The organism is Roseateles sp. P1_C6, from assembly GCF_056406315.1.
The window spans coordinates 360,242-375,009 of record NZ_JBFUAK010000002.1 but is presented as its reverse complement, the minus strand read 5'-3'; the positions used below and the strand labels follow the sequence as shown (position 1 = coordinate 375,009).

Here is a 14,768-nt window from a genome sequence, read left to right as displayed (position 1 = left end):
GTTCTCCTTGTGGGATTCAGTTCTTCTGGATGAGAAGTTGCTCGACCTCGGCGCGGCGCGGCATCGCATCCTGCACGCCGGCGCGCGACACGGCCAGCGCCGCGGCGGCCTGCGCGAACGCGAGTGCGTTCGCGATGGGCTGGCCTTCGGCCAGCGCGGTGACGAGCGCACCGACGAGGGTATCGCCTGCACCGACGGTGTCCACCGCCTTCACCGGCAGAGCCGGCACGCGGCGCGGGCCTTGGTCGTCGACCCAGCACAGGCCATCGGCGCCCAGCGACACCAGCACGGCCGAGGGCCCCTTGGCGCGCAGCGCCCGGGCCAGCGCCTCGGGTTCGGCCACGCCGCCACCCAGCGTCGTGACCAGTGCCTGGGCTTCGAGCGCGTTGACGACGAGCAGATCGACCAAGGGCAGCAAGGATTCACAGCCTGGCCGGTAAGGCGCGGCATTCAGCAGCGTCTTCACGCCCGCCTCACGGGCGCGCTCGAAGGCGCGCGCGATGCTCTGCAGCGGCAGCTCCTGCTGGGCGATGAGCCAGCGCAGGCCCGTCAAGTCCAAGGCCTCGACCTGCGCCAGCGGCAGCGTGCCGTTGGAGCCCGCGACCGTGACGATCTGGTTTTCCGCATCCTCGGCGCCGACGACGATCAGCGCCACACCCGGCACCTCGTCGGCCGGCTGGACGACGGCGCGGGTATCAACGCCCTCGCCTTTGAGCTGCTCCACCATGGCCGCGCCGTTCTCCAGCAGGCCCACGCGGGCAGCCAGCGCGACGCGGGCGCCGAGGCGCGCCGCGGCCACCGCCTGGTTCGCTCCCTTGCCGCCCAGGCAGGAGCCGAAGCGCTGGCCACGCAGCGTCTCGCCTGGCAGCGGCAGGCGCGGTGCATGCACGATGAGGTCGCGATTGACGCTGCCGAGGACGAGGATCTCAGGTGCAGTCATCCAGTCTCCAAACGAAAGAACCCCTCGGAGGACCGAGGGGTTCGCGGTGAGGCGTGAGCCGATCAGCCGGCCATCAACGTTGGGCGATGGGCTTGACGTCGCGCGGCGTGGCGCCGACGAACAGCTGGCGCGGGCGGCCGATCTTGTACTCGGGGTCGCCGATCATCTCATTGAGCTGAGCGATCCAGCCGACCGTGCGGGCCAGCGCGAAGATGGCCGTGAACAGCGGCACCGGGATGCCGATGGCGCGCTGCACGATGCCCGAGTAGAAGTCGACGTTCGGGTAGAGCTTGCGGGCGACGAAGTACTCGTCTTCCAGCGCGATCTTCTCCAGCTTCATGGCCAGCTCGAACAGCGGGTCGTTCTGCAGGCCCAGCTCGTTCAGCACCTCGTGGCAGGTCTCGCGCATCAGCTTGGCACGCGGGTCGTAGTTCTTGTAGACACGGTGACCGAAGCCCATCAGCTTGACGCCGGAGTTCTTGTCCTTGACCTTGTTGACGAACTCGCCGATGCGGGCCACGCCGCCCTGCTTCTGGATGTCGCCCAGCATGTTCAGCGCCGCCTCGTTGGCGCCGCCGTGCGCGGGGCCCCACAGGCAGGCCACACCGGCCGCGATGGCCGCGAACGGGTTGGTGCCCGACGAGCCGCACAGGCGCACGGTCGACGTCGACGCGTTCTGCTCGTGGTCGGCGTGCAGCGTGAAGATGCGGTCCATTGCGCGCACCAGCACGTCATTGGGCTTGTACTCCTCGCACGGCGTGGCAAACATCATGCGCATGAAGTTGCCGGCGTAGCTGAGGTCGTTCTGCGGGTAGATGTAGGGCTGGCCGATCGTGTACTTGTAGGCCATGGACACCAGCGTGGGCATCTTGGCGATCAGGCGGATGGCCGAAATCTCACGGTGCTCGGGGTTATTGATGTCCGTGCTGTCGTGATAGAACGAGGACATCGCACCCACCAGGCCCGTCATGACGGCCATCGGGTGGGCATCACGGCGGAAACCGCGCAGGAAGAATTGCATCTGCTCGTTGACCATGGTGTGGTGCATCACACGGTCTTCGAAGTTGGCCTTCTGGGCCGCGTTCGGCAGCTCTCCGTACAGCAGCAGGTAGCAGGTCTCGAGGTAGTCGCAGTTCACCGCCAGCTGGTCGATCGGGTAGCCGCGGTACAGCAGCTCGCCCTTGTCACCGTCGATGTAGGTGATGGTCGAGTTGCACGACGCCGTCGACAGGAAGCCGGGGTCGTAGGTGAACTTGCCGGTCTGCGCGTAGAGCTTGCGGATGTCGATGACATCCGGGCCGATGCTGCCCTTGTACAGGGGCAGTTCCATCGAGGGGCTGCCGTCGGAGAACGACAGGGTGGCTTTCACGTCGGACGGGGTCATGGTGCAGTCCTTTGAGGCTTTGAAAAACTGGTTCAGGTGCGCAGTTCGGCGAGCACGCCTCGCACGGCAGTGGTGTTGATTTCACCACTGGGTTCCTTGCGGCGCAGTAACAGGTCGAGAAGATCGTTGTCGGCCAGGTCCATCAGTGCAGTCAGGCCGTCAGCATGACTGACGCTGATGCCGTCCGGGTGACGGTTGAAGAAGCGCTCGATGAGGAGGTCGTTCTCGAGCAGGCCCCGACGGCAACGCCAGCGCAGCTTGGACAGCGCGCGTTCATCGATCAGGGCCTCTGCTGCTTCAGCCATCGTCAGACCGCGCGGCGGACCATCAATTCCTTGATCTTGCCGATGGCCTTCGTGGGGTTCAGGCCCTTGGGGCAGACGTCCACGCAGTTCATGATGGTGTGGCAGCGGAACAGGCGGTACGGGTCTTCGAGGTTGTCCAGGCGCTCGGCGGTGGCTTCGTCGCGGCTGTCGGCGATGAAGCGGTAGGCCTGCAAGAGACCTGCCGGGCCGACGAACTTGTCGGGGTTCCACCAGAAGCTCGGGCAGCTCGTGGAGCAGCTCGCGCACAGGATGCACTCGTACAGGCCGTTGAGCTCGTCGCGCTCCTCGGGCGACTGCAGCCGCTCGGTGTCGGGCGGGATGTTGTCGTTGACGAGGTAGGGCTTGATCGAGTGGTACTGCTTGAAGAACTGCGTCATGTCGACGATGAGGTCGCGCACGACGGGCAGGCCCGGCAGCGGCTTGAGCACGATGGTGCCCGGCAGCGTGCGCATGTTCGTCAGGCAGGCCAGGCCATTCTTGCCGTTGATGTTCATCGCATCCGAGCCGCACACGCCTTCGCGGCAGGAGCGACGGAAGGACAGGCTGGGGTCGACGGCTTTGAGCTTGTTCAGGGCGTCCAGCAACATGCGCTCCGAGCCGTCCAGCTCGACCTCGAGGGTCTGCATGTAGGGCTTGGCGTCCTTGTCCGGGTCGTAGCGGTAAATCTGGAAGGTGCGCTTCATGATCTTCAATGTCCTTGGTCGGCGGCCGTCAGAAGGTGCGGACCTTCGGGGGGATCGATTCAACGGTCAGCGGCTTGAGGTTGACCGGCTTGTAGTCCAGACGATTGCCCTCGGAGTACCACAGCGTGTGCTTCATCCACTGCTCGTCGTTGCGGCCGTTGGGATGGGCCGGCGTGTCGCCGTAGTCGTTGACCGTGTGGGCGCCACGGCTCTCGGTGCGAGCGGCCGCCGAGACGATGGTGGCCTGCGCCGCCTCGATCAGGTTCTCCACTTCCAGCGCCTCGATGCGCGCGGTGTTGAAGACCTTGGACTTGTCCTTGAGCGTGATGTTCTTGACCCGCTCCGCAATCGCGGCGATCTGGGTCACGCCCTCGTTCAGCATGGCTTGCGTGCGGAACACGCCGGCATGCTGCTGCATCGCGGCGCGCAGGTCGTTGGCGACGTCCTGCGCATATTCGCCGCTGCTGCTGCTGTCCAGGCGGGCCAGGCGGGCCAGCGAGCGGTCCGCCGCGTCGGCCGGCAGCGCCTTGTGCGACTGCTTGCCCAGGTCTGCGGCGACCAGGTGGTTGCCGGCCGCGCGGCCGAACACCAGCAGGTCCAGCAGCGAGTTCGTGCCCAGCCGGTTGGCGCCGTGCACGCTGACGCAGGCGCATTCGCCCACGGCGTACAAGCCCTTGATGATCTCGTTGGGGTTGCCGTTCTTGGGCGCCACCACCTGACCGTGGATGTTGGTGGGGATGCCACCCATCTGGTAGTGGATGGTCGGCACCACGGGAATGGGTTCCTTGGTGATGTCGACGTTGGCGAAGTTGTGGCCAATCTCCAGCACCGACGGCAGGCGCTTGGCGATGGTGTCGCCGCCCAGGTGGGTCATGTCGAGGTTGATGTAGTCCTTGTTGGGACCACAGCCGCGACCTTCCTTGATCTCCTGGTCCATGCAGCGCGACACGAAGTCGCGCGGTGCCAGGTCCTTCAGCGTCGGCGCGTAGCGCTCCATGAAGCGCTCGCCGTTGGCATTGCGCAGGATGGCGCCTTCGCCACGGCAGCCTTCGGTCAGCAACACGCCGGCGTTGTGCACGCCGGTCGGGTGGAACTGCCAGAACTCCATGTCTTCCAGCGGGATGCCGGCGCGCGCCGCCATGCCCAGGCCGTCGCCGGTGTTGATGAAGGCGTTGGTGCTGGCCGCAAAGATGCGACCTGCGCCGCCGGTGGCCAGCAGCACGGTCTTGCCTTGCAGGATGTGGACCTCACCGGTCTCCATCTCCAGCGCCGTCACGCCGACCACGTCGCCTTCGGCGTCGCGGATCAGGTCCAGCGCCATCCACTCGACGAAGAACTGCGTGCGCGCCTTGACGTTCTGCTGGTACAGCGTGTGCAGCATCGCGTGGCCGGTGCGGTCGGCTGCGGCGCACGCGCGCTGCACGGGCTTCTCGCCGTAGTTGGCCGTGTGACCGCCGAACGGGCGCTGGTAGATGGTGCCGTCGGCGTTGCGGTCGAACGGCATGCCGAAGTGCTCAAGCTCGTAGACGACCTTGGGCGCTTCGCGGCACATGAACTCGATGGCGTCCTGGTCGCCCAGCCAGTCCGAACCCTTGACGGTGTCGAAGAAGTGGTAGTGCCAGTTGTCCTCGGACATGTTGCCCAGGGACGCGCCGATGCCGCCTTGCGCGGCGACGGTGTGCGAGCGGGTTGGGAAGACCTTGGACAGCACGGCCACGTTCAGGCCGGCCAGCGCCAATTGCAGCGAGGCGCGCATGCCGGAGCCGCCGGCCCCGACGATCACCACATCAAACTTACGGGTCGCAAGCTGCGCCATCAGAGTCTCCACAGAACCTGGATCGCCCAGCCGGCGCATCCCAACAACCAAACGATGGTGAACACCTGCAGCACGAGGCGAATGCCGACGGGCTGGATGTAGTCCATCCAGATGTCGCGCATGCCGACCCAGGCGTGATACGCGAGCGACAGGATGGTCACGAAGGTCAGCAGCTTCATCCACTGCTGCGAAAAGATCGCCGCCCAGCGGTCATAGCCGAGGGCGCCGGGCATCAGCACCTGCGCCAGCAGCACGACGGTGAACAAGGCCATCAGCACGGCGGTGACGCGTTGCGCCAGCCAGTCGCGCAGGCCGTAATGCGCACCGACGACGATGCGCTTCGAACCAAAGGTACTCATTTTTTGTTCTCCTCAGTACAGGCCGAACAGCTTGGCGCCCAGCAGCAGCGTCAGCAGCGTGCTCAGTGCCAGCGTGACAAGCGCCGAGCTGTGGCCCTGGGCCTTACTGACGCTGTGCGTCACGTCCATCCACAGGTGGCGCACACCGGCGATGAAATGGAACAGATAGCCCCAGATCAACCCCAGCGCCACGAGCTTGACGAACCAGCCGGGGATGCCTGCGGCACCCGCGACGAAGACGTTCGTGAAGGCTTCGAAGGAGATTTCGGAGCTCAGGCTGCTGTCCAGCATCCACATCACGAAGGGCAGCAACAGGAACATCAACAGCCCGCTGATGCGGTGCAGGATGGACACGATGCCGGCCGGCGGGAGGCGGTAGCTGACGATCTGCGTGACGTGAATATTGGTGTAGACCGGTCTTTTCTTGACGCTGTCCGTCATGGTCGTGCCCGTAATCAATGTGAAACCGAAAGATTCTAGGGCAGAGAGAAAGCCCGACCTTCGCGGTTGCTGCACTGCGGCATTGTCAGATTCAGTTCAACTCATTGCGGTAGTGATCCGCTTGCGTGTGGTAGAGGCCGCGACGCAATTCGACCGGTCGGTCGCCATAGGTATAGGCCACGCGCTCGACGCTGAGCAGCGGCTCGGCGGCCGTCACGCGCAGCAGCGCCGCCGCCTCCTCACTCGCTGCGACGGCACGCAGCTTCTCCTCCGCCCGCACCATGTGCACGCCGAAGCGCTCCTCGAACAGCGCGTAGAGCGTGCCCGGGTAGGCGTCGATCAGCGGCGCTGTCAGCCCCTCGAAGTGCCGCTCCGGCAGCCACAGGTCGTCCAGCACGACGGGCTGGCCGCGCCGCAGCAACAGCCGCCGCACCTCGATGACCGGCTCGGCGGTGCGCAGCTGCAGCGCGCGCGCCGTCTCGGCCGTGGCGCGGGCGCGACGGCAATGCAGCAACTCGCGTGTGAAGCCGCTCTCACCGTCGTCGGCAACCAGGCGCAGGAAGCGATAGGAATTGCGCGGCGCCGTGTGCGTCGCGACAAAGGTGCCGCGGCCCTGACGGCGCTCGACGAGATGCTCGGCTGTCAGCTCATCCAGCGCGCGCCGCACTGTGCCGGGGCTGGCATGGAAGCGCTCCGCCAGCGCGGCCTCGCTGGGCAACGCATCGCCGGGCCGCCACTCGCCGGCCGCCAGCGCGGCGACGATCAGCTGGCGGATTTGCTCGTACAGCGGGGCGGGCGGCCTTGGCTTGATTGGGGGCATGCGCGCATTGCAGCACAGGGTATGCCCGTACACTTGACGGGATTCGCCTTCCGATTTTTCAACTGCCCCCTCGGAGACCTCCATGAGCAAGAAACCCGTTCGCGTCGCCGTCACCGGCGCTGCCGGCCAGATCGGCTACGCCCTGCTGTTCCGCATCGCTTCCGGCGAAATGCTGGGCAAGGACCAGCCCGTCATCCTGCAGCTGCTGGAGATCCCCGACGAGAAGGCCCAGAACGCGCTGAAGGGCGTGATCATGGAGCTGGAAGACTGCGCCTTCCCGCTGCTGGCCGGCATCGAAGCCCACAGCGACCCGATGACCGCGTTCAAGGACACCGACTACGCACTGCTGGTCGGCGCACGCCCGCGCGGCCCCGGCATGGAGCGCGCCGACCTGCTGGCCGCCAACGCCCAGATCTTCACCGTGCAAGGCAAGGCGCTGAACGCCGTCGCCTCGCGCAACGTGCGCGTGCTGGTGGTCGGCAACCCGGCCAACACCAACGCCTACATCGCGATGAAGTCGGCGCCTGACCTGCCGGCCAAGAACTTCACCGCCATGCTGCGCCTGGACCACAACCGCGCCGCCTCGCAGATCGCCTCCAAGACCGGCAAGCCGGTGGGCGCGATCGAGAAGCTGGCCGTGTGGGGCAACCACTCGCCGACGATGTACGCCGACTACCGCAACGCCACCATCGACGGCCAGTCGGTGAAGACGCTGATCAACGACGAAGACTGGAACCGCAACACCTTCCTGCCCACTGTCGGCAAGCGCGGCGCCGCCATCATTGCCGCCCGTGGCCTGTCGTCGGCCGCCTCGGCCGCCAACGCCGCCATCGACCACATGCGCGACTGGGCCCTGGGCACCAACGGCAAGTGGGTCACGATGGGCATCCCGTCGGGCGGCGAATACGGCATTCCCAAGGAAGTCATGTTCGGCTACCCGGTCACCTGCGAAGGTGGCGAGTACAAGATCGTCGAAGGCATCAGCATCGACGAGTTCTCGCAGGAGTGCATCAACAAGACGCTGAAGGAACTGACGGACGAGCAGGACGGCGTCAAGCACCTGCTGTAAGCGTCGTCTTCAGCCAAGACAAAGGCCTCCCTCGGGAGGCCTTTTTCGTTGCCGCCTGCGGTCAGCGCGCGGTGGGTAGGCGGAAGGTCGACACGGTCTCCACCAGCTGCTGGGCCTGCGCCTTGAGGCCGTCGGCCGCGGCGGCCATCTGCTCCACCATGGCGGCGTTCTGCTGCGTGGCCTGGTCCATCTGCGTGACGGCCGTGCCGACCTGCGACACGCCCGCGCTCTGCTCGGCGCTGGACGAGCTGATCTCGCCCATGATGTCGGTGACCCGCTGGATGCTGCTGACGACCCGGTCCATCGTCGCGCCGGCCTGGTCCACCAGCGTGTTGCCGCGGTCCACGCGCTCCATGCTCTGCGAGATCAGTGTCTTGATCTCGCGCGCCGCCTCGGCGCTGCGCCCGGCCAGCAACCGCACCTCACCGGCCACGACGGCAAAGCCCCGACCCTGCTCACCGGCCCGCGCCGCTTCCACGGCGGCGTTCAGCGCCAGGATGTTGGTCTGGAAGGCAATGCCATCGATGACCGAGATGATGTCGCCGATGCGGCGCGAGCTGTCGTTGATGCCCTTCATCGTGTCGACGACCTGCTTGACGACCTGGCCACCCTCGGCCGCCACATGCGAGGCGTTCTGCGCCAGCTGGTTGGCCTGCTGCGCGTTGTCGACGTTGTTGCGCACCGTCGCGCCCAGCTCGTCCATCGATGCCGCCGTCTGCTGCAGCGCGCTGGCCTGGCTCTCGGTACGGGCGCTCAAGTCCTGGTTGCCGCTGGCGATCTCGGAACTGGCGTTGGCGACCGACTCCGAACCATCGCGCACCTGCTGCACGATGCTGGCCATGCTGTCGCGCATCGCGCTGACACCTTGCATGACGCTGGCGCGGTCGCCAGGCTTCACGTCGATGTCGACGCTGAGGTCGCCCTCGGCCAGCCGGCGCGTGATGCTGTTGACCGCAGAGGGCTCTCCGCCCAGCTGGCGCGTGATGCTGCGCGTGATCGCCAGACCCAGCGCCAGCAGCACGCCCACCAGCACCAGCACGCCAATGCCCACCTGCCAGACGCGCTGCCAGATAGCCTGGTTGACCGTGTCCACATAGACGCCCGAGCCGATGATCCAGCCCCAGGGCGCAAAGCCCTTCACATACGACACCTTGGGCACCGGCTGCTCGCTGCCGGGCTTGGGCCACATGTAGGGCAGGAAGCCCGCGCCGCTGGCCTTGACGATGTCCACCATCTCGACGAACAAGGTCTTGCCGGTCGGGTCCTTGCTGCTCGTCAGCGGCTTGCCGTCCAGCTCCGGCTTCATCGGGTGCATGACCATGACCGGCGTCATGTCGTTGATCCAGAAGTACTCGTTGCCGCTGTACCTCAGTCCTTTCACCGCCGCGAGCGCCGCCTTCTTGGCGTCTTCCTCGGTCAGCTTGCCGCTGGCGATCTGGCCATGGAAATGCGCCACCACGCCATGCGCCGCCTCCACGGCCTGGCGCACGGCCTGCTGGCGCTCGTTCATGATCAGCGAGCGCTCGGAGAACAACAGGAAGCCGGCGACCAGCAGCACGCCAAGGACGGCGCCCAAGGTCTGCAGGGCAAGACGGCGGGAACAACTGAGCGACTCGAGCAGGGTCATTTCTCGTCTCCGTGATGTCGTGTGCGCCAATCCTGTCACGGCCGACAAACATGTGACAGTGCGGAAAGCCGCCAGTCACTCGGCAAGCGTCGCAAATGCGCGACCGGTGTCACGGCCGCAGCGGCTTGCCGGCTGAGTACAGTGGCGCGATGAGCGCCCTCCTGCATCCCCGTCAGGCCTTGTTCGGCCATGAAATCGCCCGGCCTTCCCTGCCCGTCGTCGACCACTATTGCGGCGTCGAGGCCCGCATGAGGAAGAGCCTGGCCCTGCAGTCCGAACTGGGCCCGATCTTCGACATCACGCTGGATGCCGAGGACGGCGCCCCGGTCGGCGGCGAGGCCGAGCACGCGCTGCTGATCGCCGAACTGGCCACGAGCGCTGCCAACCGCTTCGGCCGCGTCGGCGCGCGCGTGCATCCCTGGGGCCATGCGGCCTTCGAAGCCGACGTCGACACGCTGATCGCCAAGGCCGGGCAGCGCCTGGCGTATCTGATGATCCCCAAGCCGGACAGCGTCGATGACGTGGACCGCGCCGCGGCCGCCATCGACGCGGCTTGCGAGCGCCACGGCCAGCCCAAGCTGCCGCTGCAGGTGTTGATCGAGACCCATGGCGCACTGCGCGAGGTCTTCCGCATCGCCGCCCATCCGCGCATCGCCTCGCTGTCCTTCGGGCTGATGGACTTCGTGTCGGCCCACGGCGGCGCGATCCCCAAGGCGGCGATGGAGCTGCCCGGCCAGTTCGAGCATCCGCTGGTCGTGCGCGCCAAGCTGGAGATCGCCGCCGCCGCGCATGCCTTCGGCAAGACACCTTCGCACTGCGTCGTCACCGAGTTCCGCGATGCCGCCGCGCTCGCCGCCGCGGCCCGCCGTGCGGCGCGCGAGTTGGGCTACACACGCATGTGGAGCATCCACCCGGACCAGATCCGCCCCATCGTCGACGCCTTCGCGCCGGCGGCCGACGAGATCGCCGAGGCGGCCGAACTGCTGCTCGCCGCGCAAGCGCAGCAATGGGCGCCCACCTCCTTCCGTGATCGATTGCATGACCGCGCCAGCTACCGCTATTTCTGGACCGTGCTGGAGCGCGCCGAACGCACCGGACGGCCGCTGCCCGCAGAAGCCCGATCGGCGTTTTTCCCCGTAGCCATCGGGTAAAGCACGCAGCCGTGTGCAGTCCGTCACGTCGGACAATGCCTACATCTGCTCACCCACGCGCGGCAGCTTTGCGGCCATCATTCGCGGCCGTTTCCCCTCTCCCCTTCGACCTCCAAACCGATGCAGTTCTCCTTTCTTCGCGGCAGCGCCGCCGCCCTGATCCTCTGCGCCGCCCTGCCCGCCCTGGCCCAGACCGCGCCCGCCAAACCCGCCGCTGCGAAGCCGGCGCCCAAGGCCGCCGCCAAGGCCGCACCCGCCAAGAAGACGCCGCCGCCCCCGCCCGAGCCCGTCCTGGTCGACGCCGACGAAACCCAGCTCGCCGCCTCCGAGCGCGCCTACCTCGGCAACTACGCCTGCGAGTTCAAGGAGACGGTGTTCATCGAAAAGCACCCCAAGGTCGCGGGTTACATCAACGTCGCCTGGAAGAAGCACCTGTTCACGATGAAGCCCGTGCTGTCGTCCACCGGCGCGCTGCGCCTGGAAGACGTGACCGGCCGCACGCTGATGATCCAGATCGCCAACAAGTCCATGCTGCTGGACACCAAGATCGGCCAGCGCCTGCTGGACGACTGCGTCCACCCCGAGCAGGAAAAGCTGATCGCCGCCGCCAAGGCCGCCAAGATCAACGACCCCGAGGCCGAAGCGGCCGCTGCAGCGCGCAACGGCCTGGGCATCACGCCCGTGGCCGGCAAGTGAGTCATCTCGCTTGAATCTGTCGACTCCGGTATGTAGAATGAATGCATACTTTCTGATGCATACCTGAGTCGCCGCCTCCGCGGCGCCCAGCCGCTGGAGGCGCCATGGAAGCCACTGTTGCCGAGCGAGGGCAGATCACGCTGCCCAAAGCCGTCCGAGACGCCCTGGGCCTGACCAAGGGCACGACGCTCAAGGTCGAGCTGGACGGCGGGCGCATCATCCTGCGCAAGGATGTCGGCGACGCGCTGTCCAAGATGCGCGGCCGCATCAAGCTGCCGGCCGGCACCACCACCGACGACGTGATGCGCGAGCTGCGCGGCCGCGCGCCCGGCGACCCCTACCCGCCCCCTGCGGACGAACCGGCATGATCGCTGTCGACACGTCCGTGCTCGTCGACTACATCGGCGACGGCCCCTCTGCCGACGAAGCCGAGCAACTGCTGCGCAGCGCGTTGTCCAACGGGCCCGTCGTCGCCTGCGACGTGGTGGTCAGCGAGGTCGTGGCCGGCCTGGGGCACAGCGACATCGTGCTGGAGACGCTGGAGGCCATCGGCATCGGCTTCTCGCCGTTGGAGCTGCGCTCGGCACTGCGCGCCGGCGAGATGCAGCGCCGCTACCGCCAGCGCCTGCCGGCCGACGCCGCGCCGCAGGACATCAAACGCACCGTCCCCGATTTCCTCATCGGCGCGCACGCCCTGCTGCAATGCCAGGGCCTGATCACCCGCGATGCCGGTTTCTTCCGTGACTACTTCAAGGGCCTGCGCATCATTGCGCCCAGGCCCTGAGCCTTTTTCATCCCGTTCCGTTTCAGGAGTCCCCCCATGCTCACCGCCTACCGCCAACACGCCGCCGAACGCGCCGCCCTCGGCATCCCGCCCCTGCCCCTGGAAGCCAAGCAGGTCGCCGAACTGATCGAGCTGATCAAGACGCCGCCGGCCGGTGAAGACGCGTTTCTGCTGGACCTGCTGACCCACCGCGTGCCCCCGGGCGTGGACGACGCCGCCAAGGTCAAAGCCTCGTTCCTGGCCGCCGTCGCGCACGGCGATATCTCGGTGGGCCTGATTTCCAAGGCCAAGGCCACCGAGCTGCTGGGCACCATGGTGGGCGGCTACAACGTGCATCCGCTGATCGAGCTGCTGGATGACGCTGAAGTCGCCGGCGTCGCCGCGGCAGGCCTGAAGAAGACGCTGTTGATGTTCGACTTCTTCAACGACGTCGCCGACAAGGCCAAGGCGGGCAACGCCCACGCCAAGGCCGTCATGCAGAGCTGGGCCGACGCCGAGTGGTTCACGTCGCGCCCCGAAGTCGAGAAGAAGATCACCGTGACCGTCTTCAAGGTGCCCGGCGAGACCAACACCGACGACTTGTCGCCCGCCCCCGACGCCTGGAGCCGCCCGGACATCCCGCTGCACTACCTGGCGATGCTGAAGAACACCCGTTCTGATGCAGCCTTCAAGCCCGAGGAAGACGGCAAGCGCGGCCCGATGCAGTTCATCGAGGACCTGAAGAAGAAGGGCCACCTGGTCGCCTACGTCGGCGACGTGGTCGGCACCGGTTCCAGCCGCAAGTCGGCCACCAACTCGGTCATCTGGGCCACAGGCCAGGACATTCCCTTCGTGCCGAACAAGCGCTTCGGCGGCGTCACGCTGGGCGGCAAGATCGCCCCCATCTTCTTCAACACGCAGGAAGACTCGGGTTCGCTGCCCATCGAGGTGGACGTTTCAAAGCTGGAAATGGGCGACGTCATCGACGTGCTGCCCTATGACGGCAAGCTGGTGAAGAACGGCGAGACCATCGTCGAGTTCAAGCTCAAGAGCGACGTGCTGTTCGACGAAGTGCGCGCCGGCGGCCGCATCAACCTCATCATCGGCCGCTCGCTGACCGCCAAGGCACGTGAGTTCCTGGGACTGCCCGCCTCCACGTTGTTCCGCCTGCCGTCGGCCCCCGCCGAGACCAAGGCCGGCTTCACGCTGGCGCAGAAGATGGTCGGCCGCGCCGTCGGCCTGCCCGAAGGCCAGGGCGTGCGCCCGGGCACCTACTGCGAGCCCAAGATGACCACCGTCGGCTCGCAAGACACGACCGGCCCGATGACCCGCGACGAGCTCAAGGACCTGGCCTGCCTGGGCTTCTCGGCCGACCTGGTCATGCAGTCGTTTTGCCACACGGCTGCTTACCCGAAGCCCGTGGACGTGAAGACCCACCGCGAACTGCCCGCCTTCATCAGCAACCGCGGCGGCGTGGCCCTGCGCCCGGGTGACGGCGTCATCCACAGCTGGCTGAACCGCCTGCTGCTGCCCGACACGGTCGGCACCGGCGGCGATTCGCACACGCGCTTCCCCATCGGCATCTCGTTCCCGGCCGGCTCCGGCCTGGTCGCGTTCGGCGCCGCCACCGGCGTGATGCCGCTGGACATGCCCGAGTCGGTGCTCGTCCGCTTCAAGGGCGAGATGCAGCCGGGCGTGACGCTGCGCGACCTCGTGCATGCCATCCCGCTGTACGCCATCAAGGCCGGCCTGTTGACGGTGGCCAAGGCGGGCAAGAAGAACGTGTTCTCGGGCCGCATCCTCGAGATCGAAGGCCTGCCGGACCTGAAGGTCGAGCAAGCCTTCGAGCTCAGCGACGCCTCCGCAGAGCGCTCGGCCGCCGGCTGCACGATCAAGCTGAACCCGGCGCCGATCAAGGAGTACCTCACCAGCAACGTCGTGCTGATGAAGAACATGATCGCCGACGGCTACGCCGACGCGAAGACGCTGCAGCGCCGCATCGAGAAGGTCGAGGCCTGGCTGGCCAAGCCCGAGCTGCTCGAAGCCGACAAGGATGCCGAATACGCCGCCGTCATCGAGATCGACCTGGCCGATATCAAGGAACCCATCCTCTGCTGCCCCAACGACCCGGACGACGCGAAGACGCTGTCCGAAGTCGCCGGCACCAAGATCGATGAGGCCTTCATCGGCTCGTGCATGACCAACATCGGCCACTTCCGCGCCGCGGCCAAGCTGCTGGGCGGCCAGCGCGACATCCCGGTCAAGCTGTGGGTGGCCCCGCCGACCAAGATGGACCAGAGCGAGCTGATCAAGGAAGGCCACTACGCCGCCTTCGGCACGGCCGGCGCCCGCACCGAAATGCCGGGCTGCAGCCTGTGCATGGGCAATCAGGCGCAGGTGCGTGAAGGCGCGACCGTCGTCTCCACGTCGACCCGCAACTTCCCGAACCGCCTGGGCAAGAACACCAACGTGTTCCTGGCCTCGGCCGAGCTGGCCGCCATCGCGTCCAAGCTGGGCCACATCCCGACGGTGCAGGAGTACCACGAGGCCATGGGCGTCGTGAACAAGGACGGCGCGGCGATCTACAAGTACCTGAACTTCGACCAGATCGAGGAGTACGCGGACACCGCCAAGGCCGTGGCCGCCTGAGCCTGACCGGCTTCAAGAACCAGCCCGCCGCGCGCAAGCCGGCG

At 66.8% G+C, this 14,768-nt stretch carries 15 protein-coding genes; 6 read left to right on the top strand and 9 right to left on the bottom strand.

Annotated features, from left to right (window positions below; translation table 11 throughout):
* Nucleotides 1–16: 16 nt before the first annotated feature.
* From AC1D29_RS04730 to AC1D29_RS04695, 8 genes are all read right to left on the bottom strand, one after another.
* Nucleotides 17–940 (bottom strand): ribokinase, encoded by a 924-nt coding sequence (locus AC1D29_RS04730; RefSeq protein WP_477894743.1) that lies wholly within the window; start codon nt 938–940, stop codon nt 17–19.
* 73 nt (nt 941–1,013) lie between these two features.
* Nucleotides 1,014–2,324 carry a citrate synthase gene (gltA, locus tag AC1D29_RS04725; protein ID WP_477894742.1) on the bottom strand — a complete coding sequence of 437 codons (1,311 nt, stop codon included), beginning with the start codon at nt 2,322–2,324 and terminating at the stop codon, nt 1,014–1,016.
* Nucleotides 2,325–2,356: 32 nt separating this feature from the next.
* Nucleotides 2,357–2,629 carry an FAD assembly factor SdhE gene (locus AC1D29_RS04720; protein WP_477894741.1) on the bottom strand — a complete coding sequence of 91 codons (273 nt, stop codon included), beginning with the start codon at nt 2,627–2,629 and terminating at the stop codon, nt 2,357–2,359.
* A gap of 2 nt (nt 2,630–2,631) precedes the next feature.
* Nucleotides 2,632–3,333: a succinate dehydrogenase iron-sulfur subunit gene (locus AC1D29_RS04715; RefSeq protein WP_477894740.1), complete on the bottom strand. Its 702-nt coding sequence runs from the start codon at nt 3,331–3,333 to the stop codon at nt 2,632–2,634.
* A 28-nt stretch (nt 3,334–3,361) separates the two neighbouring features.
* The gene (gene sdhA / locus AC1D29_RS04710) at nt 3,362–5,149 is read right to left on the bottom strand and encodes a succinate dehydrogenase flavoprotein subunit (protein WP_477894739.1); all 1,788 of its coding nucleotides are present in this window, start codon (nt 5,147–5,149) and stop codon (nt 3,362–3,364) included.
* Nucleotides 5,149–5,508 (bottom strand): succinate dehydrogenase, hydrophobic membrane anchor protein, encoded by a 360-nt coding sequence (sdhD, locus tag AC1D29_RS04705; protein ID WP_477894738.1) that lies wholly within the window; start codon nt 5,506–5,508, stop codon nt 5,149–5,151. Before sdhD ends, sdhA begins: the two co-directional genes overlap by 1 nt.
* Nucleotides 5,509–5,520: 12 nt before the next feature.
* A complete protein-coding gene (gene sdhC / locus AC1D29_RS04700) occupies nt 5,521–5,949 on the bottom strand; it encodes a succinate dehydrogenase, cytochrome b556 subunit (protein WP_477894737.1) in 429 nt (142 codons plus the stop codon).
* A gap of 91 nt (nt 5,950–6,040) precedes the next feature.
* A complete protein-coding gene (locus AC1D29_RS04695) occupies nt 6,041–6,769 on the bottom strand; it encodes a GntR family transcriptional regulator (RefSeq protein ID WP_477894736.1) in 729 nt (242 codons plus the stop codon).
* An 82-nt stretch (nt 6,770–6,851) separates the two neighbouring features.
* On the opposite strand from AC1D29_RS04695, the gene AC1D29_RS04690 reads away from it, so the two are divergent.
* Nucleotides 6,852–7,838 (top strand): malate dehydrogenase, encoded by a 987-nt coding sequence (locus tag AC1D29_RS04690; protein ID WP_477894735.1) that lies wholly within the window; start codon nt 6,852–6,854, stop codon nt 7,836–7,838.
* A gap of 61 nt (nt 7,839–7,899) precedes the next feature.
* On the opposite strand, the gene AC1D29_RS04685 is transcribed toward AC1D29_RS04690, so the two are convergent.
* Nucleotides 7,900–9,465 (bottom strand): methyl-accepting chemotaxis protein, encoded by a 1,566-nt coding sequence (locus tag AC1D29_RS04685; RefSeq protein ID WP_477894734.1) that lies wholly within the window; start codon nt 9,463–9,465, stop codon nt 7,900–7,902.
* A gap of 149 nt (nt 9,466–9,614) precedes the next feature.
* Between AC1D29_RS04685 and AC1D29_RS04680 the strand changes: the two genes are divergently transcribed.
* The 5 genes from AC1D29_RS04680 (at nt 9,615) to acnB (ending at nt 14,724) form a co-directional block, all read left to right on the top strand.
* Complete coding sequence (locus AC1D29_RS04680) at nt 9,615–10,616, top strand: HpcH/HpaI aldolase/citrate lyase family protein (protein ID WP_477894733.1); 1,002 nt, start codon at nt 9,615–9,617, stop codon at nt 10,614–10,616.
* A gap of 120 nt (nt 10,617–10,736) precedes the next feature.
* A complete protein-coding gene (locus AC1D29_RS04675) occupies nt 10,737–11,312 on the top strand; it encodes a hypothetical protein (protein WP_477894732.1) in 576 nt (191 codons plus the stop codon).
* Between the two features lie 104 nt (nt 11,313–11,416).
* Complete coding sequence (locus AC1D29_RS04670) at nt 11,417–11,680, top strand: AbrB/MazE/SpoVT family DNA-binding domain-containing protein (protein WP_477894731.1); 264 nt, start codon at nt 11,417–11,419, stop codon at nt 11,678–11,680.
* Entirely contained in the window at nt 11,677–12,096 is a 420-nt protein-coding gene (locus tag AC1D29_RS04665) for a type II toxin-antitoxin system VapC family toxin (protein ID WP_477894730.1), read from the top strand. Before AC1D29_RS04670 ends, AC1D29_RS04665 begins: the two co-directional genes overlap by 4 nt.
* Nucleotides 12,097–12,132: 36 nt before the next feature.
* Nucleotides 12,133–14,724, top strand: coding sequence for a bifunctional aconitate hydratase 2/2-methylisocitrate dehydratase (gene acnB, locus AC1D29_RS04660; protein ID WP_477894729.1), 2,592 nt, complete (start codon nt 12,133–12,135; stop codon nt 14,722–14,724).
* Nucleotides 14,725–14,768 lie beyond the last annotated feature (44 nt).

What these genes read in the sequence shown, in the direction of transcription:
- AC1D29_RS04730 (WP_477894743.1), bottom strand. Translation starts at nt 940, where the DNA reads ATGACTGCACCTGAGATCCTCGTCCTCGGCAGCGTCAATCGCGACCTC.
- gltA (WP_477894742.1), bottom strand. Translation starts at nt 2,324, where the DNA reads ATGACCCCGTCCGACGTGAAAGCCACCCTGTCGTTCTCCGACGGCAGC.
- AC1D29_RS04720 (WP_477894741.1), bottom strand. Translation starts at nt 2,629, where the DNA reads ATGGCTGAAGCAGCAGAGGCCCTGATCGATGAACGCGCGCTGTCCAAG.
- AC1D29_RS04715 (WP_477894740.1), bottom strand. Translation starts at nt 3,333, where the DNA reads ATGAAGCGCACCTTCCAGATTTACCGCTACGACCCGGACAAGGACGCC.
- sdhA (WP_477894739.1), bottom strand. Translation starts at nt 5,149, where the DNA reads ATGGCGCAGCTTGCGACCCGTAAGTTTGATGTGGTGATCGTCGGGGCC.
- sdhD (WP_477894738.1), bottom strand. Translation starts at nt 5,508, where the DNA reads ATGAGTACCTTTGGTTCGAAGCGCATCGTCGTCGGTGCGCATTACGGC.
- sdhC (WP_477894737.1), bottom strand. Translation starts at nt 5,949, where the DNA reads ATGACGGACAGCGTCAAGAAAAGACCGGTCTACACCAATATTCACGTC.
- AC1D29_RS04695 (WP_477894736.1), bottom strand. Translation starts at nt 6,769, where the DNA reads ATGCCCCCAATCAAGCCAAGGCCGCCCGCCCCGCTGTACGAGCAAATC.
- AC1D29_RS04690 (WP_477894735.1), top strand. Translation starts at nt 6,852, where the DNA reads ATGAGCAAGAAACCCGTTCGCGTCGCCGTCACCGGCGCTGCCGGCCAG.
- AC1D29_RS04685 (WP_477894734.1), bottom strand. Translation starts at nt 9,465, where the DNA reads ATGACCCTGCTCGAGTCGCTCAGTTGTTCCCGCCGTCTTGCCCTGCAG.
- AC1D29_RS04680 (WP_477894733.1), top strand. Translation starts at nt 9,615, where the DNA reads ATGAGCGCCCTCCTGCATCCCCGTCAGGCCTTGTTCGGCCATGAAATC.
- AC1D29_RS04675 (WP_477894732.1), top strand. Translation starts at nt 10,737, where the DNA reads ATGCAGTTCTCCTTTCTTCGCGGCAGCGCCGCCGCCCTGATCCTCTGC.
- AC1D29_RS04670 (WP_477894731.1), top strand. Translation starts at nt 11,417, where the DNA reads ATGGAAGCCACTGTTGCCGAGCGAGGGCAGATCACGCTGCCCAAAGCC.
- AC1D29_RS04665 (WP_477894730.1), top strand. Translation starts at nt 11,677, where the DNA reads ATGATCGCTGTCGACACGTCCGTGCTCGTCGACTACATCGGCGACGGC.
- acnB (WP_477894729.1), top strand. Translation starts at nt 12,133, where the DNA reads ATGCTCACCGCCTACCGCCAACACGCCGCCGAACGCGCCGCCCTCGGC.